Below are 20,224 nucleotides of genomic sequence, written 5' to 3'. Positions count from 1 at the left end.
AGGTCTAGGTGGATGGGAATCTTTTTCTTAAAAATAAAAACACAAAAATCTAGATACAAGTCGTCTAAATGTAAAATAAAAAAGCCTGTAGAGAAAAAAACATATACTTTCTCTACAAGCTGAGCCTGAGAAAGCTCAGGCTTTTTCATTCCGTATATTTTGTTCCTCCAAGATTTTGTAAATGATCTCCGCAACGCCATCTTTTGTGTTTAACCCGGTTATATACCGGCACGAATCTTTAATTTCCTTCTCGGCATTCCCCATAGCCACTGAATGGCCAACCAGGCGGAGCATTGACAAGTCGTTATAATTATCACCAATCGCCATGGTCTGTTCGAGGGGGATTCCCCGTTTCTCCGTGTATCTTTTTAAAGCATTTCCTTTTTTGGCCTGAGCATGGGTAATCTCAATATTTTGACGGCCGGACGCAGTGACGGTGATTCCCTTGATCTGCTCAAACCTTATGTTCATTTCATTAAGCAAAGCCGCGTCTTTGGAGAAGCCAAAAAATTTATAGGTTACTATGTCTCCCGCACCAAAAATACCGTCCAAATGATCCACTACTTTGATCAAACGCTTCTTAAAACGCTTCTCTACTCTCTCTCTCAGTGGAGCAATCTCTATAGACGGATTAGCTGTACGGTAAATGTCCATGACCGCCTGGACGCCTTTCTCATAATTTGTCGTGTACGTACCATTGCTTGTATATAATTCATAATAAATATCGGCATGGTCAAGAATTCGGGCCACTTGAGAAGCTGTCTCTTCATCCAGTCCGATCCCAAATTCAATGTTGCCCTGTTCATCTCTAATTTCAGCGCCGTTCAGGCAAATAGCAGGGCATAGGATATCAACTTTTTCCAACACATAACGCAGGTCATGATAAGAACGCCCTGTGGCAACTAGAAAATCAATTCCCTGCTTACGAGCCTCCCGGATCGCAAGCTTGTTTTCTTCGCTTACCTCTTGACTGGCATTGAGCAGTGTTCCATCCATGTCAGTGGCGATGCATTTTATCAATGTCATATCCCCTTCTCCTCAGGCAATTTTCCGCCCTCTTATATTGGCATGTATTCTAGCGAAAAAACGGTTAAAATGCAATGAAACCCACTTTTCAAGGGGCGTAATGATTGGTAACATTCATACTATGAAGCAGTAAGACAAAACATTCTATTTAGTTACAGATCAGGTATTTGAGGAGAAGATTCTAATAAGAAAAATACCCATGCTTTCTCCCTTTGCTATTCAAAGGCTAAAGTTTCGCGTCACTCAGTAAATCAAACGATTGATTAAAGATGGTTTTTGATAATCATCAAGTTTTCAATTGGAAAGCTCTGAACTTCACCCTGGATTATTCAAACGTTTGAATAAAGTAAAAAGCCCGTCCCTCAAAGTAGTAATCAAACATTTAATGAAAGAGGCTAAAGCCTGTCTTTCCAATACATCTGCTGATTCCATAAAGCTGCATCTTGTCCATTTAACCGTTTGATCAGCAACGAAAGCCTCTCTATTAAACAAATGTACATAGATTTAATGAAAAATGAGGGTAATCCCGGCTTACAATGAATCTAACATTTTGGTTAATGAATTTTAGGTGTTCCTTTATCAACAAACGGGCATGGTTGATATACCTTTAACAGTTGTAGATTGATTGGATAAAATTTTTAATATAACCTTGCAGAAGAGTTGAATCATGTCAAGAATTAAAAACTCCCATTTGGCGGTGGATGCAATGAGTGAAAAACGAAAGCTGGTAGTATTTATAGCTTCAAGTTTAGATGGATATATTGCTTCAAAAGACGATTCTCTTGAGTGGCTGATCAAGTCAAAGGTGAAGGGGATAACGGATTTACAGAGTTTTATGCCACAGTGGATACAGTTCTACTTGGTAAAAGGACTTACGATTGGGTGATGAAACAAGATATAAAAGAGTTTCCATACAAAAACAAACAATGCTATGTATTTACAAGGTCTTTCAATGAGGATACCGAAGATGTAAAATTTATGAATGGTGAGATAACTAATTTCGTAAAAAAACTAAAAAGCCAAGATGGGAAAAACATTTGGATCGCTGGCGGTGGAGAATTAATACATTCTTTTATGAAAGAAAAATTAGTCGATGAACTGATTATAACCGTTGCCCCAATACTACTTGGTCATGGCATTCCGTTATTTAAAGAAGGAGAAGATCAATTCAACCTTTCATTGAAAGGAATAAGAACTTTCAATCAGTTTGTCGAACTTTACTATACAGTTAAGAAACAATAAAAAACTTTTTCTGTGTTAACTGTATACATAAAGATGATCACGTCTATTTCAAGTTCAGCGCCATTGATTGAATGATCAGATAGCGCTACAAAATTAGTCGCTTAGTTTGTGGAGAACATAGGGGAGGATAAAATGGGAGAAACAGATATACTATTGATAATCAAAATGATCATTATTGGATTAGTCCAAGGCTTTACCGAACCGATTCCCGTATCGTCCAGTGGACACGTAATGATTGCCAGTGAGATTTTAGGGCTGGGTGAACAAGGCTTTACTTTTGCTATATTAACCAATACGGCTTCGCTTCTTGCGATACTTTATATCTATAGAAAGGATATTGTAAGGCTTACAGTCCATTCCATCAGTTATTTGAAAACGAAAAATACAGCATATAAGAGTGACTTTCGCTTTGTTTGCTTTATTGTCATCGGTACCCTCCCGGCAGGTTTTCTCGGGATCTTATTAAATGACTACATTGAAGACAATGTCAGTATGGCAACCATTGCGGTGATGCTCTTTGTCACAGGAATTGCCCTATGGTTCATACGCAATATGAGAGGAATGAAGGATGAAAGAAATATTACGATCAAGGACGCACTCATTGTTGGTTTAGGACAGGCTGCTGCCTTAACACCTGGTATCAGTCGTTCAGGTGCGACGATTATTTCAGCCATTGCAGTCGGAATGAAACAGGATACAGCACTTCGATTTTCATTTATGCTGTATATACCCGTAAGTATCGGCGGCTTTGTACTGGGTTTATCAGATTTTTTGAATGATCCGAATAAAACAGACTTAGCCATTCCATATTTGGCTGCATTTATTGCCACGCTTCTCATGACTTATTTTGCTTTGAAGTGGTTTATGGGAATTATGAAAAAAGGAAAGCTGGTTTATTTTACATATTATTGTTTCATTGCCGGGACATTACTTCTGATCTTCTTCTAAAGCAGAAAACCGGCTCTTAACATTCACCGGATATTAAATCGGGCAGTACTGTTCCAGGTAAAGCAATAGACGAACCATATGCCAAAGCAGATCCGAAGAAACCACATTATGGCCGACATTATTTTAAAAAAGGAAAGTAAAACTTTTGCAATGACTGTTTCACTTAACTGATATGAAGCAGCAAACAATCGTGATTACGGAAGAAGGTATAGATGGATCAAGATTACCTCCCATTTCTCCTTTTCCCAAAACCAGAGGTTACTTTTCTCATTCTATCGTTTGGAGATAAGTGACCCCTTCTATTACTATTCAATCATTTGATTAAACTTTTTTGATTCCTATATGTTTTCTTATTCAACTAATCATAAAAAAGAAGAGCGCCGGCAATTTTCTATTATTCAAATGTTTGATTGACAGCAAAAACAGCATTGCTCTACAACTAATCAATCATTTGATTAAGGTGCCGGCAGTCGGTTCTTCCAACTAATCAAGCGTCTGATTAAGAAGTCTGTCCCCTTTTCCCACAGCAATCACTTATTCAGAAAACCTGGCTTGGTGAAGTTGCGGTTCATGTGGATGAGGATTGTTCAAACGTTTGATTATCGATTCCTTCTCTCTAACACTCCAAACTACGTGGGCCGGGAAAAAAAGAGTTACCCGCTTCGGAAATTACCTTCGCAATCCGCAGAACGGCTGGCGAGCCTCCTTGCGGGGGTCTCACCGGGGGCCTTTCCTCACGCAAAGTCTGCAGTATATTCCTGCGCTATCATATATCGCCTCTAACCTTGTATATTTCAGTTATGACCCAGCCACTCCTTTATCATGCTTTTTGTTTTTCCAGGTAAGCCCTGATCATAAAAAAGCTGATTTCCTCGGGCAGCCGCTCCTTAATCGGCGTCAGCCTTTCAGTGGCCGCCTCCTCAACAGCTTTCTGTATAATCGGTTCAAATTCATCCGGGATAAAAGCAGACCAATCTACTTTCATTCCATCCCCCGGACATTTCAGGAGATGTCCCTCAATGGTTCTCTCCGACAATCCGCGCGCAGCAGCAATATCCCTGATAGTCATTCCTTCCCGCAGCATTCGATAAGTGATGTGGTGGCTCGGCTCCTTGCCTGCGGATGCCTTAACTGCTCGATTCGTAATTGCATGGGCTACCGGAAGCCCCGTTTCCTGCCTTTGGATCCCCTTTTCTTCACAATAGCGGTTGATTTCTGATAGAAATGCCTTCCCGTATGCTTCCAGCTTCCGCTCTCCAACACCTTTGACTTGCATCATTTCCGCTTCATTTCTTGGAAGCAGCGAACTCATTTCTTTTAAGGTCATATCGGAAAAAATGATGTAAGGAGGTACATTTTCCTGATCGGCAATTTCTCTTCTAAGTTTTCGCAGCCACTCAAACAGCATATTATCTTCCACGATTTGCGTAATCTTTACTTTCTCTCTCCTGAACACTTTTTCTTTTCCCCGCAAGACATCTCCTGCCAATTCCGTCAGCATCAAAATAGGATACGTACCATCGCTCGGACGCAAGTATCCTTCCGCCGTTAAGAAATCGATGAACTCCGCTGTTTCTTTCTGTGACTTGTCCTTCATAATTCCGTACGTTGACAAACGGTCAAAACCAAAGCTTATTATTTTTTTGTCGGAAGATCCTGTCAGTACTTTAGCGATCAAGGTTTTTCCGAACTTTTCATTCATTCTTCTGATGCACGACAAAACCATCTGGGCTTCAACCGTCACATCCACCTGTTCCCTGTCATCGGTACAGTTTCCGCATTTTCCGCAAACGTCTGCGTTTTCTTCACCAAAATAATGAAGGATATACTGCTGCAGGCAAGATTCAGTATGGCCATACCCCATCATCTTTCTCAGCTTGCCAAATTCATTCTCCTTACGGTACTCGTCCATATCAGATTGTTCAATCAAAAAGGATTGGATATGGCTGTCCTGGGGAGCAAACAGAAGGATGCAATCACTTTCCTCTCCGTCTCTCCCGGCTCTCCCCGCTTCCTGATAATAAGACTCCATGTTTCGAGGAATGTTGTAGTGGATGACAAACCGGACATTTGATTTATTGATTCCCATCCCGAAGGCATTGGTTGCAACCATCACCTCAATATCATCGTATAAAAATTTCTCCTGGATCCTGTTCCTCTCTATCTCAGACATTCCGGCATGATACTTGCCAGCTGCAATTCCTTGTGATGAAAGAAACTGGTACAGCCGGTCCACTTCTATTCTTGTGGCTGCATAAACAATCCCCGCCTGTCCGGCATTTTTTCTTATATAGTCTGACAAAAAACGGTCGCGATCCTGTCCTTTTACTACATGAAAACGCAGATTTTCCCTTTCAAAGCCCGTAACCACAGTATGCTCATCAGAAATGTCCAGCAGCCTGCGAATATCTTCACGAACCTGGGGAGTAGCTGTCGCAGTCAACGCCATTACCACCGGCTTTGGCCGCAAACGATTGACCAGCTTCCGAATTAACAAATAGCTTGGTCGAAAATCATGTCCCCATTGCGAAATACAATGAGCTTCATCTATAGCAACCAGAGAAATATGAATGTCATCAAGAATCTGCATAAAATAATCAGTTTCCAAACGTTCCGGGGCAATATAAACAAGCTTGTATTTTCCGTTGTATATTCCGGACATCCGCTCACGCATTTCGTCTCCCGAAATTGTGCTGTTAATATATGTAGATGGTATTCCTGCCTTATCCAAGGCATCTACCTGGTCTTTCATCAGAGAAATTAACGGAGAGATGACAATCGTTATTCCACGCATCAATAATGCGGGAATTTGATAGCACACAGATTTCCCCCCGCCTGTGGGCATGATTCCCAGCGTGTCCTCGCTTTGGAGCACTTTTTGAATAATCATGTCCTGGCCAGGCCGGAAATCGTCAAACCCAAAATGAGACTGAAGCAAGCCTCGTGCTTTTGTTAACAATGGTCTTCCCCCCCAATACATTGACTAGACCAAGTATATCAAAAAAAGCCGGCCTGTTCAGTGACACAAGCGGCTCAACGCACCTTTTTCCTATATATTTTCCAGCATGTCTTTAGTCATCTTTTCCAGATCGAATTCCGCAGAAAACCCCCAATCCATTCGCGCTGCCGAATCGTCCAGAGAATTCGGCCAGCTGTCGGCAATGGACTGCCTTACAGTATCTATTTTATAATCCATGACAAACGACGGAATATGTTTTTTGATCTCCTGCCCCATCTCTTCCGGTGTTACGCTCATTGCTGATATATTATAGGCATTTCGGCAGGTAAGCTTTTCAGAATCCTCTTCCATCAGCTGTATGACAGCATTCAGAGCGTCCGGCATATACATCATGTCCAAACGGGTACGGGGCCCAAGAAAACAAGTGTAAGATTTTTTCCATATGGCTTCATAGTAAATTTCCACTGCATAATCTGTTGTCCCTCCACCGGGAGGGGCCTCATAGGATACGAGGCCGGGGAACCTAAGACCCCGTGTATCGACTCCATATTTATAAAAATAGTAATCACACAACAGCTCACCTGTCACTTTATTAATGCCGTACATCGTAGCAGGCCGCTGAACGGTCAATTGCGGCGTTTTCTCCTTGGGTGTATGCGGCCCAAATGCCGCAATCGAGCTTGGTGCAAAAACTTTTATGCCGAGCTCCCGCGCAGTTTCCAGCACATGGAGAAGGCCTCCCATATTCAAATGCCATGCCATCAGCGGCTTTATTTCCGCCATAGCGGAGAGCATGCCGGCCAAATGGATAATCGTATCAACCTGATGTTTTTTGGCAGTTTCATACACTTTGTGTTCGAATGTTACATCGAGCACCTCAAAAGGTCCTGATTCAGTCACTTCATTACCCGGTTGGTATATGTCCGAGGCAATCACATTTTCAGCCCCATATTCTCGGCGGAGTTTCATAACTAACGCTGAGCCCACCTGGCCCAAGGATCCGGTCACCAGTATTTTTTCCATCGTGTGCCCCCCTGGCTTATACGATGTTTCACCGTGAACCTTGTTTTCTTTAATTAAATGATGGCCATTTCCTTTCCAACTTTCTCATAGACAGCTAACGCTTGATCGAGCATTTCTTTTGTATGGGCAGCGGTCGGCATATTGCGCACTCGGCCTGCCCCTTTGGGTACAGTCGGAAATACAATGGCCTTTGCATAGACTCCTTCTTCAAACAGGCGCCTGCTGAAAGTCTGGGTCATCGTTTCATCACCAATCATACATGGAGTGATGGGTGTCTCACTGTTACCCATTTGAAACCCAAGCTGCTGTAATCCGTCCTTCAGATAGTTCGCACGTTCCCACAGCCGGACATATAACTCCCTGCTTTCCATCAGCAGTTCAATCGCTTTAGTTGCTGCAGCGGCATCAGCAGGTGGTATAGCCGTGGAGAATAAAAACGGACGGGAACGGAGTTTCAGCCAGTCGACCAAGGATTTCTTCCCAGCAACATACCCTCCTGCTACACCGATTGCTTTAGAGAGAGTGCCAATTTGAAAATCGACCTTATCCTGAAGGCCAAAATGTTTTACCGTTCCTGCCCCATTGCCAAGAACCCCTGTACCATGGGCATCATCCACATAAGTGATCAGCTCATAATCTTCAGCAATCTCGGCAATTTCCGGAAGCTTTGCTATATCGCCATCCATTGAAAAAACCCCGTCTGTAATCACCATTATTTTCCGGTAGCGCCCGGAACCCTTTGCGGCCTTAGCCTGCTTTCTTAAATCATCCATGTCTGAATGTTTGAACCGGATAATATCTGCCCGAGAAAGGCGGCACCCGTCTATGATCGATGCATGGTTTAATTCGTCGGACAGTATGGCATCATTTTTATCCATGACTGCCGAAATGGCTGCCATATTACACTTAAAACCTGATTGATAGGAGATAGCCGCCTCTGTTCCTTTAAAGGCTGCAAGTCTTTCCTCCAGCTGGGTATGAACCTTAAGCGTTCCATTAATTGTTCTTACCGCTCCTGCCCCGACGCCCCAATTCCGGATTGCTTCCACAGCAGCAGCTTTCAATCGCTGATCAGTTGCCAACCCCAGATAGTTGTTCGAAGAAAAATTAATTTGCTCTTGCTCTTGCCCATTTACTTTGATAATCGGACCATTGGCCGTTTCAACAGTATCAATTTCATTGTATAAACCTTGGCTGCGAAGCTCGGCCATGCTTTCGGTTAAAAATGAATGAAGCACTTTGGACATCTCGACCCCCCCGTGCTAATTCAATCAAAAGCCTATACTATGTTTATTTGAATAAGACAGCACTTATGCAGAATGCGGACTGCGATATGAAACGCTCTTTTATTGACGGTTATATATCTGTAAGAGACGGGGATTCCGCAGCTTAAATCATGTGTACGCATCCTGTCCGGCGGTTCTATGTCAGAACGGCAATAATCCGGCAGTCCTCGGCATTTATACTTTTCTTTTAAAAATTTTGCCGTTATTTTACATAAAAAATCTGTCCTTCGGTTTACAAAAAAACTGCCGCAGAAAATCAGTTTTCACTGATTTTCCGGGCAGTTGTCATTCCTTTACAAGTTGGCGTATCTCTTTTTGAATGTCGTTAAAAATGGCATCAACCCTTGATTGATTGTACTTTCTTTCATAGATTTTCTCTAGTTGGCCATTTAATCGCTTCGCTTGTGCGAGATACGTCTTCCCTGCTTTCATTTGTTCCCGGTATTGACGTTCAATTTCGGCTATTTCTTCTGCATATAATTCATCTGTTCCCGGGGCTACCGTTAATTCATACATATCAATGACTTCATCCCCTTTTCTCGAAGGGAAATATTCATGCGGCTGGGTGCTGTCAAAAATGGCCCATCCCAACTCCCGTACAAGCACCATATCGAGGCTGTTCGGATCAAAGCCGCAGTGGTAAACCTCCAGTTCATATCCTCTTTTTTCTGCTTCTTGAACCATTTTTTTCAGAACTGTAGACTTTCCAGTACCTGCCCGGCCTTTTAATAAATATCTTTTCTGCAGCCCGGATGTAATATTGTCTACAAAATCAACGGGTCCCAAGGGGGTAGCCGCGCCAAGAAACCTGCGTCTTGTCACCTGGTTCTTTCTGTTGGAATCCCCCGGGAACAAATGTGTGATTAAGCGTTTTGTTACTTGATCCGCTTTTGAAAAGTCCATACGGTCAATATAAATTTTCTCCCAATCGTCGTGAATTCTCAGTCCTTCAGCGTAAGACTGATAGGCATTTTCCATCGCTTTCTGTATTTCACCTGTCAGACGGTGAATTTCAATTTTTTCATTCTCACTCAATGAGGTCATACCCAGGGCGTCTAAATCCACCGTTTCCCATCCATCTCCAACAATGCTTTCACTGATTTCACGCGGGTAATCTCCATCAACGATACCGAATCCGTAGTTGCGGATAATGAGTCCTTCCAATGATTCGGGATCATTCGGGGAATGAAGCAATTCCAATGCTGTATTTTTTCCCATCCATTCGTCTTTTAACTTGTGGAGCAATGACTTTTTTTCAAGGCCGGATTTTCCCGATAAAATAAACACCCGGTCCAATCCGCGTAAATTGGACTCATATAGATGACTAAAGCCCTTTGCCGTATTTCCTCCGCCAAAATAACGCAAGACACTTCCGCTCATATTGGTCACCCTCTATACTATGATCTTCTTTCTTCAGCCTATGCTTTTATAGAAAGGGTGGTAACCATTATTAAAAAAGAACGTTTCGTTATTCACTAATTTCATCCAGCTTTTTGTATAAAACTTTGAGTTCTTCTTCAATTTCCATCAGCTGTTTTTCGAGCGGATGCAAATGACCTTTCACATATTCCAGTTTTTCTAAATCATGCTGTAATCTCACATAGTCTGCCTTTAAATCAGTAATTTTGTATTCAATTTCAGATTTTTTCATGGTCAAAACTTCCTTTCCTATGATCTTCCAGGACAAACTTATCTTTTCCTGCTCCCCACCCTGCGATCGTCATGAGTATGGAAGCCAGGACCAAAGTCAGAATTGGGACAAACCACGAATGCGTAAGATCGTATTCATAACCGATCAAAGCCGGGCCTACAGCTGCCAGAAAATAGCCAAGCGATTGGGCCATCCCGGATAATCGGGAAGCATCCAATACATCTTTTGCCCGCAGGACTAGAAAAGTGAGGGCCAGGCTAAAGCTTGCACCTTGCGCGATCCCAATGCACACAACCCACACGATCGTAAGCGGACCGCCCAATAACAGACCGACTAAAGAAGTGACGTAACAGGCGCCCAATACGATTGCCAATACACCCTGGCTCTTTAATTTTCCCGCAATGACCGGGACAATGAACGAAAACGGAAGTCCTGCTATTTGAACAATGGACAGCATCCACCCCGAAAGAGAACGGGATAGACCCTGACTATATAAAATTTCCGGGAGCCATGTAATCAGACAATAAAAGATGAATGACTGAAAGCCCATAAATATAGCTACCTGCCAGGCAAGCGGGGATTTTAACAGTGATCTTCTCCCCTTTACAAACATTAGCTTGCCTTGGGGAATGTTTTGCCTCCTTAATTGAGGCATCCAGATAAAAAACGCGGCTAGGGCTAAATATGCCCAGATCATTAATGAATCTTCCCAGTTCCAGCCTAAAGTTTCCACGAGCGGAACGCTAATGCCAGAGGCAATCGCTGCCGAAATGCCGAGAGAGGTAGAATATATTCCGGTCATAAAAGTCGCTTTGTCCGGAAATTTCATTTTGACTATTCCGGGCAGCAGTACATTTCCAATGGCAATCCCTATTCCAGCCAGTGCTGTACCAAAAAACAGAAGGGAAATGCTGCCCGCAGAACGAATTACAATTCCTGCACCAATCAGTCCCACCCCGATGAATACCGTCCATTCATTTCCGATTTTCTGCCCAAGTTTCGGAGCAAATGGAGACAGAACTGCAAAAGCAATTAACGGAAGAGTCGTTAAAAATCCTGCCATGCCATTAGTCAGACTTAAATCATTTCGGATAAAGCTGACGAGAGGTCCAACAGCCGTAATGGCAGGCCTTAGATTAAAGGCTATAAAAACAATTCCGGCCACGAGCAAGAGTTTTTGTGTCAATGTCCGGCTTTTCGCCCGTGTATATACATCCATTTAAATCTTCCTCTTCCATAAATAGTTAACCATTGGAAAAAATTTAGTTATTTTTATACGATATCAGAAAAGCAATCGTTTTACACGAAAAACGAAAGTTTGGAAAGGGGATAAAGGTTATGAAAGCGATCATTGCTGATAAGGATACATTCAGGCTGAAATTTGAGGAAGTGAACACTCCTGTCATCAAAGACAACGAACTCCTGGTCAAAGTGAAAGCTGCCGGCCTGAATCGCGCAGACCTGCTCCAAAAACGAGGGAAATACCCGCCTCCCCCGGGAGCCCCGGATATTCTCGGCTTGGAAGCAAGCGGTGTCATTGAAAAGATTGGTGCCAATGTCAAGGGTTGGAAAAAAGGGGACCGTGTTTGTGCTCTTCTTCCAAGCGGAGGCTATGCAGAATATGCAGCTATTCCTGCAGAACTGGCCATCCCGATCCCCAAAAATCTTTCTTTTGAAGAAGGGGCAGCTATTCCTGAGGGCTTTTTAACGGCATATTTAAATTTGTTTGATTTAGGAAATCTGCAGTCCGGTGAAACCGTTCTGATTCATGCCGGGGCCAGCGGTGTAGGAACAGCAGCCATTCAACTGGCGAAGGAAGCCGGGGCCCGCGTCATTATTACAGCCGGTTCGCCTGAAAAGCTGCAGCTCTGCCGTTCATTGGGGGCAGATCTTGCGATCAATTATAAGAAAGGCCCCTTTGCAGCACAAGTAAAAGAAAGCACGGGAGAAAAAGGCGTCCAGCTCATTTTAGATTTTATCGGAGCCCCATATTGGAAAGAAAATATAGATGCACTCGCAATGGATGGAAAACTCGTATTAATCGGAACGATGGGCGGAGCAAAAATTAAAGAGGTCAATTTGTTAAATATTTTGTTTAAAAGACTGCATGTATTGGGTACAACGCTCCGCTCTCAGCCGATTGACAAAAAGGCAGCCCTGACAAAGGCTTTTGTTGATTTTTCCCTGAAGAGATTCCGAGACGACCGTCTAAAGCCTATTATCGATTCGATTTGGGACTGGAATGAGGCTGAAAAGGCCCACTCCCTCATGGAAGAGAACAAGAACGCAGGAAAAATCATATTACGAATCAATCACTGAGGGGAAATTGCGCCCTGCGGGACTCAATCAAAACTATTTTGCCAAATTGGGGGAAATGATGGTACTCTGAACGACAACATGTACGCTGTATGGGCCGCCGGCCGGGCCGGCCCCTTATATGCCATATCTCAATACTTGCCTATCCTGTCCGTCGAAGCCGGAAAATACATGCTGGTTATATTAAGCAGGACTTGCTGAACCGGCGCCATATACTTTCTGGAATTCCTATTCATGGCAGGATGAGGTGTAGAATGATTATTCGACACTCCAGAAGCGCCTGCATTGACTGAATCCGCTGTATGTATAAAAAAGTTTTTCACAACTTATGCTGTTGATATACACTTATTTTTTCTAGGGATGATCTCGTTGAAATTTACTCTTGATATTTTAAAACGCTTTTTTATAGAACGTTTTCATGATCAATCCGCCCAAATGGCTTACTTCTTTATGCTATCTATCTTCCCTTTCCTGATCTTTGTTCTTTCACTGGTGAGTTTTTTTCCAATTTACTCGACCGATGTCCTTTCTGCCATCGAACAATTCGCCCCTCGGAGAAGCTATGCCCTGATTGAAAATAATATCGTCATGATTTTCGACAATCAAAGAAAGGGACTTGCTTCCTTCAGTCTCATGGCATCCTTTTGGATTTCTTCCATGGCGGTCCAGTCTTTGGTCAGAGCTATGAATGATGCGTATGGCATTGAAAGAAAAGAACATTTCGTTTTGGCATTTGGCAAAGACCTGTTTTTAACAGGGATTTTGATGCTGACTTTGGCTATCTCCCTCCTTGTGCCGATCGGAGAGGAAATCAGCCGGGCTTTTTTATCGGCTCGTATCCATATGCCAGATTTTATACATCGTTCATGGTTATTTATCAAGTGGGGGATCGGCACCCTTTACTTATTTTTCTTTTTTCTTCTTATTTACACAATTGTTCCAAGCGGAAAAATTTCTGTTTCCTCTGTCCTCCCTGGAACTGTTTTTTCAACTATCGCCTGGCAGGCAGCATCCTTGGGCTTCTCCACTTATGTAGCATACATTAATTATTCACAGCTCTACGGCCAGCTTGGAAGCATGGTCGTGCTTATGATCTGGTTCTACTTGACAGCTGCCGTTTTGCTGATCGGCGGTTTGATCAATGCAGCTTTTATAAAAGCCCGTTAATCATGGATGACTTTCCAATTTTGATTGACCGTTGCACGGACTGTTTTTTTTCTAAGGAAATAATTGGCGATGAGCTCTGACATGTCTGTTTGAATCTCCCGGAGAACCGGCCGGTTCTGGTACATAAAATATTGTCCGCCGCCTCCTGCCCTGTAATTGCTCATTACTACATCAAACGTTTGATTTGGCTGTACAGGGTTTCCTTTATATTCCAGCTTTACGACTCTTTCTCCTTCAGGCTTGGAAATATTGATCGTATAGTCAATTCCTTCCCACATATCATAATTGTAATGCTGTGGTTTTGGGGTGGTGAAGGTTGGATTTACCTGAATCTCAATACCGTTATAACTCATAAAGTAAGAGGCTGAGCGCTCGAGAGCTTCTCTCATTTCTTTACCTGTAATTCGGACTACTTTCAGTGTGTTCGGATATATATAGTTGGATACTACATCCCTCATCGTAACGTTTGGCGGAAAGCCCGGAGAATCATTATCGAAAAGTGCTGTCGTCGATATATCAACACCAGCGGCATCCATTTGCACCTTATTAATAAATTCAATGAGTGCATTGTCTTGTAACCTAACCTTCATAGCATCCTCCACAAGCATGTTCCCGTCTATTTTACCGATAGGCTGATCGAGCCAGGCTTGTGTACGCTGTTCATATATTTGGAGATGTTTAAGCAATTCGTGATCTTCTGGTACACCTTTCACAGACAGCAGTTCAGACTGCTTGCGAACTGCCTTCCACCTGCCTTCTTTCTTTTCAAGATGCAGAACAGCTTTACCGAGAAAAGTTCCTGCACTTCCCGGCTGGAGAACGATTACCCCATTTAGTTCCTTACCAAATATTTGGCGGTGCTGGTGTCCAGTCAGCAAAACATCAATCCCCGGTACTTCCATACAAAGACGGTAACCCTGATTTTCTCTTGTAATTCTTTCAATCGGTTCTCCTGTATCCAGATCCCGTTCAAACCCTCCATGATAAGACACAATGACGATGTCAGCCTGTTGTTTTAAAAAGGGCACCCACTTTTTGGCTGTTTCCACAGGATCTTCAAATTGAAGACCTGCTATGTTTTCCGGCCTTTCCCAATATGGTATGTAAGGCGTTGTCAATCCTAATACAGCTGTTTTAATGCCGTTTTTAAATGTTTTTATGGCATATGGTGTTCCAAAATAAGGCGTTTTTTCAACTTCATGGACAATATTAGCAGATAGCCAGGGGTATTTCGCCTGATCAACGGCCGCCTTTAAATGTTGCAGGCCATAGTTGAATTCATGGTTGCCAAAAACGCCAGCATCGTATCGCATGTAATTTAAAGCAGCCACCATGGGATTCGGAAGTCTTTTTTGGTTATCAGAATGGACATAATGATAGGTAAGAGGGGTTCCTTGGATCAGATCTCCGTTATCAATTAATATTACGTGGTCATGCTGAACCCTCTCTCTCTTTACAAGTGTGGAGATTTTACCAAGTCCGGCTTCATCATACCTGTTGGTACCATAATGGATGGGAAAAATATTTCCGTGAACATCGCTCGTCTGCAAAATAACCAACTTCGTTGTGCTCATAAATTGTGTTTGCTCCTTGCTCGCTTAATAAGGTGTGAAAGTTGCGAAATTATCATCATCTTATAACGGAATTTCCTGACAGGCAAGAACTCTGCTTATTGGAAAATGCCCTCTGTGACAATGATGCTTTCAGCATCTGAATCCATCTCAAGATTGGCGCCAAATGGCAGGGAAACCATAGGACTGCAGTGGCCCGCCCTCAGATTATACAGAACCGGTTTTCCATATGGTTCAAGCAATTCTTTGAATAAATCAGGAAGCTTTATGTTTTGATAATCTTCAGAGCTGCACTTTTCCCATGTACCTAAGATAATCCCTTCAGCATCAGCCAGTTTATTCCCCAGTGCCAGCTGGGTAATCATTCTGTCCAGTTTGTACGGCTCTTCATTAATTTCTTCCAAAAATAAAATTTTTCCCTTCGTATCTATTTCATACGGCGTACCCATTAAGGCACATATCAGGCTTAGATTTCCTCCGGTCAAAATCCCCCTCGCTTTGCCCGGCACAAGAGAGATCAGTCTTTCTCCTATTGGGTTTTCTATTTTTGGCATCGAAGAACCCTTTAGCAATTCTATGAGTCCGTTTATAGTAAAGGAATCATTTTGTATAAGGTCCGTTGCAGGCATAGGTCCATGAATACTTGGTATTCCGCATTGCTGCATATACCCATGCAAAGCCGTGATGTCGCTATATCCCACCAGTAATTTAGGATTCTCTTTCATCAGGGCACAATTGAGATATGGCAGGATTTGCGGCGAACCATACCCTCCTCTTAAACAAAAAACCATCGATATTTTTTCATTTGAAAACATGTTGTTTAATTCTTCTGCTCGTATGCGGGGCCGTCCGGCCAAATAACTCCTGTATTCCAAGTAACAGGTATTCCCAACTTCCACATGGACATTGAGAGTTTCCAATGCTGTCACAGCCTGAGCCAATTTTTCTTTTTTAACCGGACCTGCCGGGGCTGTCAGGCCAACCGTATCATATGGTTGCAGTGCCTTCACCTTTTTTACTTTCATCCTCTTAAGGGCCTCCTTTTATGGTGCATGTCGATTATTACCGGGGAAATAAGTTTAAAATTGTCGATTATTGCCGGGGAAATATTAACAATGGATCCATGAATCAAACCTTATCAATTTATATGAACTGAAACAGTGATCATTAACATTGGTATGCAAGTTTTTATGAATTTCCAATAAGTTTTTGTATGCTGTTGCAAAACGAGCGCCTGTAAATTTGCAGATTCCGGATATTTACTAAAATTGGTTTGGGACATATACTGATGCCGCCCTCATTTTTTAAAGGTTATATGTATTTTTCATACTTTCTCACATAAAAAGACCTATAAAAAATAATAGGTCTTCCTCCACTTTTTTAATTATTGGAATAATTAATATAATTAATATAGTAATATACTAAAATATTGGGAGGTTTCAGATTACCATGCCAGTAAGAAAAAAACCGTTTGCTGCACTGTTGGTTGCCGCGAGTCTTACACTTGGAGTACCGGCGGTTGGTGCAAAGGAAAATCCTTCACCTCCGCCGCAGGCACAGAAAGCTTTTGACAATAAGATTATCAAGAGAATTAAGGCTGACAACATGTACAACCACATTGCCCATCTATCCTCTGAGCCGCGTATAGCCGGAACAGAAGCCGAGTGGAATGCTGTTCAATATATAGAAGGAGAGCTCGCCTCCTACGGTTATGAAACGGAAATCCAGCCTTTTACATTTCAAAATTATTACTCCCCAAACGTTTCCGTTACGGCAGGTAACGAGACTCTTACATCAAGCGGTTTTACATATGCCCCAAATGGGACCGTTACAGCCGATTTAGTCTATGCGGGACTGGGAACACCTTCTGACTTGGAAGGATTGAACTTAACGGGTAAAGTCGCTTTAATTCAACGCGGAGAAATTTCCTTTGCTGAAAAAGTGTTGAATGCTGCTGATGCAGGAGCCTCCGCAGTCATTATTTTCAATAACACATCCGGTCCGATCAATGGGACTCTGGGAGAACCAAATGACAATTTTGTTCCGGCAGTTGCCATTTCTCAAGAGGATGGGGAGCGCTTGGCAGCTTCTTTAGAACGCGGAGAAGCCATAACAGCAAATGTCAGCGTTACGGGAGGCGGCATTGTAGAGGAAACTTCCCATAATGTCGTAGCAGTAAAAGAGCCGACACATAAGAAAAAGGCTGCGGATCAAATCATTATTGTGGGCTCCCATCATGATTCTGTTTCGGGTTCACCAGGTGCGAATGACGATGCTTCAGGGGTAGCAGCCACACTGGAATTAGCTCGTGTCTTGGCAAATATGCCAACAGACACTGAAATTCGCTTCGTTACTTTTGGTGCCGAAGAATTGGGACTTATTGGCTCTTATGAATACGTGGACACTATGTCCGAAGACGAGCGTTCCCGTGTAATTGGAATGTTTCAAATGGATATGGTTGGAAGCAGAGATGCCGGAGAACTTGTTATGTTTACAGTGGATGGACAGAAAAATACTGTAACGGACCTTGCAGCTGCAGCCGGCGTTAGGACAGGCACTCCCCTAACATACGGACAGGAAGGCCGCAGCGACCATGTGCCATTCCACTATGCAGGCATTCCAGCAGCATTGTTCATTCATAATCCATTAGAGCCCTGGTATCATACACCAGAAGATTCCTTGGATAAAATCAGCAAGGAAAAACTTCAGGAGTCAGCCGAAATCGTTGGGGCAGCAGTATATCAGGCCGCACGCCCGGACACACCTGCTCTGGATAGATCCAAAGTAGCTCCTGTCCCAGTTGACTACGAAAAAATGGTTGGAGGATTACAATAAAGAACGAACGTTCACCGGGAAGATGCATTTGAACATTTTGAATGCCTTGCGAAGGCGGAGCCGGGACAAAGGACCCGAATCCGTCCTTCGCATTTTTTTGATAACAATATTTTTTTACTTCATTCCATCTTTTTTTACTTTTTCTATGTTAAATCTACTACTTTCTTCTTTTTCTTCTATCATATATAATAGTATTATTGAAATTGCATAGAAGAAGGAATGATTGTATGATTCTCGGCTTAACGATTATTTTAATACTCGTTTTATTCTTGCCGTTTACCGTTGGTGTCGTGGAAAAGAATTTGGAAGCCTTTTTATTTATTATGGGAATTTTGGCGGCCTGGGTCAGTGGAGTACTGAATGGGGAACTATTCATAAAAGCATTGGAAGACCCTATACATATTACTTTGGCAGTTCTGATTGCCGGCCTTTTGTTCAAATGGTTCCAAACATCCATTGAAAATGGAATCAGGGGAATGAGCCGCGCCATTCCATCAAGATTATTTATCGCTTTGGTCGTTATCGTTCTCGGATTGATTTCAAGTGTTATAACCGCAATCATTGCAGCAATTGTACTGGTGGTGATTGTAAGCGTATTACGTCTTGAACGGAAAGCTGAAATTCAATTTGTCATTTTGGCCTGTTTCTCTATCGGACTTGGTGCGGCTTTAACTCCGATCGGTGAACCATTGGCTACAATTGCTATCAGCAAATTAAATGAGGACTTTTTCTATTTATTCCGTCTTATCGGGATCGATGTGGTTGCAGGTGTAATTATATTTGGGATTCTTGCAGCTTTTATTGTGAATACTGATAGCGGCAATGATGGTCTTGAGGCCAGCATGGAATCAGAAACTTATCCGGAAATTTTGATCCGTGCCTTTAAAATTTATTTGTTTGTTATGGGCCTTACCTTGCTTGGGGCAGGTTTTGAACCATTTATTGAAAGATTCTTGCTGGACCTCAGCCCGCTTGTCCTGTACTGGATCAACATGATTTCTGCCATTTTGGATAATGCGACATTGGCAGCAGCTGAAGTCAGCCCTCAAATGAGTGAACCGACACTCGTAGCAATTCTAATGGGACTGATGATCAGCGGCGGGATGCTTATCCCGGGAAACATTCCGAACATCATTGCAGCCGGGAAATTAAATATTACCAGCCGCGAGTGGGCCCGATTTGGTGTTCCGATCGGATTGGCTGCTATGGTGGTTTACTTTATAGTGATCTTAGTATTTTATTCATAAGAAAAATCCTGGAGATGATCTCCAGGATTTTTTGATTTTATTTAAATAAATTTCGGATAGAATCTATCAGTTTCTGGAAGAAGTTTGCTACACTATCCCAAAACCCTTCATCGCCCACTACTTCCTCAAGCCTCTTTTTAATATCATTGGAAATCCCATCCAACTGCTGTCTTACTTGGCCAAAATCAATATCCAGTGTTCGCATTTTGTCAAAAAGGTCAATGAGCAGCTGCCGATCTTGCTCGCTCAATTCGATGTTCATTTTATTTAATTGCTCCTGTACGATTTGTTCAACTTCTTCCCTTGTGGCAGGACGTTGCTCAGCAATCATCTTTTTTATTTCTGTAAGCAATTCCGTGACTTGTTCATCATTTAAACCCTCTGTTTCTGCCAATTGTGTTGCCAGCTCGAGCTCTTCATTGGCCACTTCCATCCTGCCTTTATCCAGCACTTCTCCTTTGCTCTCGTAGGCTTTATAGATCCCTACTAAAGCTGAATGTCCCGTGACTTTCACCGGAGAAGCTACGTCCACATCCGCATTTTCCACACCGGCTGTCAAAAGAGCGTTCGCATACATTTCTTTCGTTACCTCAGTTATATTATCTGGTGTGACGATGTTTACAGCAAGACCATTTCCATTCTCTGTCAGTGTTATTTTGGCGGAAGAAAACATTCTCGAGTTAGGATTGCCATTGATCAGCCTTGCCAAATCCTGGGCTGAAACTGTAATTTCATCAACGTTTTCCGGATTACTTACGTCAAGCAGTTTTCTGACCTGGTTCTTTTGATCTGCGGTTAATGTTTCGCCGTACACAACGATCGGTACACCCAGCTTTTCATTAATGACTTCATCATTTTGAGCGGATGCTTGTACCTGCCCATATGAGAACAAGCCAACACTGAACAATGCTGCTAATACGATTTTATTTATGTGTTTCATCATCTTGATTGCC

At 42.7% G+C, this 20,224-nt stretch carries 17 protein-coding genes; 7 read left to right on the top strand and 10 right to left on the bottom strand.

Annotation, left to right across the window (positions count from 1 at the left end; translation table 11 throughout):
- Positions 1-135 precede the first annotated feature (135 nt).
- On the bottom strand, positions 136-1,026 hold the full coding sequence (locus ACFSCZ_RS04685) for a Cof-type HAD-IIB family hydrolase (RefSeq protein WP_380772609.1): 891 nt from the start codon (positions 1,024-1,026) through the stop codon (positions 136-138).
- 667 nt (positions 1,027-1,693) lie between these two features.
- On the opposite strand from ACFSCZ_RS04685, the gene ACFSCZ_RS04680 reads away from it, so the two are divergent.
- The 3 genes from ACFSCZ_RS04680 to ACFSCZ_RS04670 all read left to right on the top strand — a co-directional run bounded on the left by ACFSCZ_RS04680 (position 1,694) and on the right by ACFSCZ_RS04670 (position 3,216).
- Positions 1,694-1,912, top strand: coding sequence for a hypothetical protein (locus ACFSCZ_RS04680; protein ID WP_380772608.1), 219 nt, complete (start codon positions 1,694-1,696; stop codon positions 1,910-1,912).
- Positions 1,912-2,268 carry a dihydrofolate reductase family protein gene (locus tag ACFSCZ_RS04675; protein ID WP_380772616.1) on the top strand — a complete coding sequence of 119 codons (357 nt, stop codon included), beginning with the start codon at positions 1,912-1,914 and terminating at the stop codon, positions 2,266-2,268. The genes ACFSCZ_RS04680 and ACFSCZ_RS04675 overlap by 1 nt, the downstream gene beginning before the upstream one ends.
- A 132-nt stretch (positions 2,269-2,400) precedes the next feature.
- Positions 2,401-3,216 carry an undecaprenyl-diphosphate phosphatase gene (locus tag ACFSCZ_RS04670; RefSeq protein WP_380772607.1) on the top strand — a complete coding sequence of 272 codons (816 nt, stop codon included), beginning with the start codon at positions 2,401-2,403 and terminating at the stop codon, positions 3,214-3,216.
- A gap of 820 nt (positions 3,217-4,036) precedes the next feature.
- Here the strand turns inward: ACFSCZ_RS04670 and recQ are convergent.
- The 6 genes from recQ to ACFSCZ_RS04640 form a co-directional block, all read right to left on the bottom strand.
- Positions 4,037-6,175 (bottom strand): DNA helicase RecQ, encoded by a 2,139-nt coding sequence (gene recQ, locus ACFSCZ_RS04665; RefSeq protein WP_380772606.1) that lies wholly within the window; start codon positions 6,173-6,175, stop codon positions 4,037-4,039.
- Positions 6,176-6,265: 90 nt separating this feature from the next.
- Positions 6,266-7,198 (bottom strand): L-threonine 3-dehydrogenase, encoded by a 933-nt coding sequence (locus ACFSCZ_RS04660; RefSeq protein WP_380772604.1) that lies wholly within the window; start codon positions 7,196-7,198, stop codon positions 6,266-6,268.
- Between the two features lie 53 nt (positions 7,199-7,251).
- A complete protein-coding gene (locus tag ACFSCZ_RS04655; protein WP_380772603.1) occupies positions 7,252-8,445 on the bottom strand; it encodes a glycine C-acetyltransferase in 1,194 nt (397 codons plus the stop codon).
- A gap of 324 nt (positions 8,446-8,769) precedes the next feature.
- Positions 8,770-9,864: a PRK06851 family protein gene (locus ACFSCZ_RS04650; RefSeq protein WP_380772602.1), complete on the bottom strand. Its 1,095-nt coding sequence runs from the start codon at positions 9,862-9,864 to the stop codon at positions 8,770-8,772.
- Positions 9,865-9,952: 88 nt separating this feature from the next.
- A complete protein-coding gene (locus ACFSCZ_RS04645; RefSeq protein WP_380772601.1) occupies positions 9,953-10,135 on the bottom strand; it encodes an SE1832 family protein in 183 nt (60 codons plus the stop codon).
- A complete protein-coding gene (locus ACFSCZ_RS04640) occupies positions 10,122-11,354 on the bottom strand; it encodes a CynX/NimT family MFS transporter (protein WP_380772600.1) in 1,233 nt (410 codons plus the stop codon). Before ACFSCZ_RS04640 ends, ACFSCZ_RS04645 begins: the two co-directional genes overlap by 14 nt.
- Positions 11,355-11,473: 119 nt before the next feature.
- On the opposite strand from ACFSCZ_RS04640, the gene ACFSCZ_RS04635 reads away from it, so the two are divergent.
- Together ACFSCZ_RS04635 and ACFSCZ_RS04630 are read left to right on the top strand one after the other, a co-directional pair.
- On the top strand, positions 11,474-12,454 hold the full coding sequence (locus ACFSCZ_RS04635; RefSeq protein WP_380772599.1) for an NAD(P)H-quinone oxidoreductase: 981 nt from the start codon (positions 11,474-11,476) through the stop codon (positions 12,452-12,454).
- Between the two features lie 357 nt (positions 12,455-12,811).
- The gene (locus ACFSCZ_RS04630) at positions 12,812-13,618 is read left to right on the top strand and encodes a YihY/virulence factor BrkB family protein (RefSeq protein WP_380772615.1); all 807 of its coding nucleotides are present in this window, start codon (positions 12,812-12,814) and stop codon (positions 13,616-13,618) included.
- Here ACFSCZ_RS04630 and ACFSCZ_RS04625 read toward each other — a convergent pair.
- A complete protein-coding gene (locus tag ACFSCZ_RS04625; RefSeq protein ID WP_380772598.1) occupies positions 13,615-15,192 on the bottom strand; it encodes a bifunctional metallophosphatase/5'-nucleotidase in 1,578 nt (525 codons plus the stop codon). The two genes, ACFSCZ_RS04630 and ACFSCZ_RS04625, sit on opposite strands and share 4 nt — an antisense overlap.
- 95 nt (positions 15,193-15,287) lie before the next feature.
- Positions 15,288-16,214: a S66 peptidase family protein gene (locus ACFSCZ_RS04620; RefSeq protein WP_380772597.1), complete on the bottom strand. Its 927-nt coding sequence runs from the start codon at positions 16,212-16,214 to the stop codon at positions 15,288-15,290.
- 424 nt (positions 16,215-16,638) lie between these two features.
- Here ACFSCZ_RS04620 and ACFSCZ_RS04615 point away from each other — a divergent pair, with 424 nt between their 5' ends.
- Positions 16,639-18,024 carry a M28 family peptidase gene (locus ACFSCZ_RS04615; protein WP_380772596.1) on the top strand — a complete coding sequence of 462 codons (1,386 nt, stop codon included), beginning with the start codon at positions 16,639-16,641 and terminating at the stop codon, positions 18,022-18,024.
- 227 nt (positions 18,025-18,251) lie between these two features.
- Positions 18,252-19,271, top strand: a complete 1,020-nt coding sequence (locus ACFSCZ_RS04610) for a DUF1646 family protein (RefSeq protein ID WP_380772595.1) — start codon at positions 18,252-18,254, stop codon at positions 19,269-19,271.
- 37 nt (positions 19,272-19,308) lie between these two features.
- Here the strand turns inward: ACFSCZ_RS04610 and ACFSCZ_RS04605 are convergent, their stop codons facing one another.
- A complete protein-coding gene (locus ACFSCZ_RS04605) occupies positions 19,309-20,211 on the bottom strand; it encodes a DUF1002 domain-containing protein (protein ID WP_380772614.1) in 903 nt (300 codons plus the stop codon).
- Positions 20,212-20,224: the final 13 nt, after the last annotated feature.

It is taken from the genome of Siminovitchia sediminis (assembly GCF_042680885.1).
Lineage (GTDB): Bacteria > Bacillota > Bacilli > Bacillales > Bacillaceae_C > Siminovitchia > Siminovitchia sediminis.
This window is presented reverse-complemented; position numbering and strand designations above follow the sequence as displayed.

Bases quoted from the DNA above. Each gene is read 5' to 3' on its own strand.
- ACFSCZ_RS04620 (WP_380772597.1), bottom strand. From the start codon at position 16,214: ATGAAAGTAAAAAAGGTGAAGGCACTGCAACCATATGATACGGTTGGC.
- ACFSCZ_RS04605 (WP_380772614.1), bottom strand. From the start codon at position 20,211: ATGAAACACATAAATAAAATCGTATTAGCAGCATTGTTCAGTGTTGGC.
- ACFSCZ_RS04650 (WP_380772602.1), bottom strand. From the start codon at position 9,864: ATGAGCGGAAGTGTCTTGCGTTATTTTGGCGGAGGAAATACGGCAAAG.
- ACFSCZ_RS04625 (WP_380772598.1), bottom strand. From the start codon at position 15,192: ATGAGCACAACGAAGTTGGTTATTTTGCAGACGAGCGATGTTCACGGA.
- ACFSCZ_RS04635 (WP_380772599.1), top strand. From the start codon at position 11,474: ATGAAAGCGATCATTGCTGATAAGGATACATTCAGGCTGAAATTTGAG.
- ACFSCZ_RS04610 (WP_380772595.1), top strand. From the start codon at position 18,252: ATGATTCTCGGCTTAACGATTATTTTAATACTCGTTTTATTCTTGCCG.
- ACFSCZ_RS04670 (WP_380772607.1), top strand. From the start codon at position 2,401: ATGGGAGAAACAGATATACTATTGATAATCAAAATGATCATTATTGGA.
- ACFSCZ_RS04645 (WP_380772601.1), bottom strand. From the start codon at position 10,135: ATGAAAAAATCTGAAATTGAATACAAAATTACTGATTTAAAGGCAGAC.
- ACFSCZ_RS04615 (WP_380772596.1), top strand. From the start codon at position 16,639: ATGCCAGTAAGAAAAAAACCGTTTGCTGCACTGTTGGTTGCCGCGAGT.
- ACFSCZ_RS04655 (WP_380772603.1), bottom strand. From the start codon at position 8,445: ATGTCCAAAGTGCTTCATTCATTTTTAACCGAAAGCATGGCCGAGCTT.
- ACFSCZ_RS04680 (WP_380772608.1), top strand. From the start codon at position 1,694: ATGTCAAGAATTAAAAACTCCCATTTGGCGGTGGATGCAATGAGTGAA.
- ACFSCZ_RS04660 (WP_380772604.1), bottom strand. From the start codon at position 7,198: ATGGAAAAAATACTGGTGACCGGATCCTTGGGCCAGGTGGGCTCAGCG.
- ACFSCZ_RS04640 (WP_380772600.1), bottom strand. From the start codon at position 11,354: ATGGATGTATATACACGGGCGAAAAGCCGGACATTGACACAAAAACTC.
- ACFSCZ_RS04685 (WP_380772609.1), bottom strand. From the start codon at position 1,026: ATGACATTGATAAAATGCATCGCCACTGACATGGATGGAACACTGCTC.
- ACFSCZ_RS04675 (WP_380772616.1), top strand. From the start codon at position 1,912: ATGAAACAAGATATAAAAGAGTTTCCATACAAAAACAAACAATGCTAT.
- ACFSCZ_RS04630 (WP_380772615.1), top strand. From the start codon at position 12,812: ATGATCTCGTTGAAATTTACTCTTGATATTTTAAAACGCTTTTTTATA.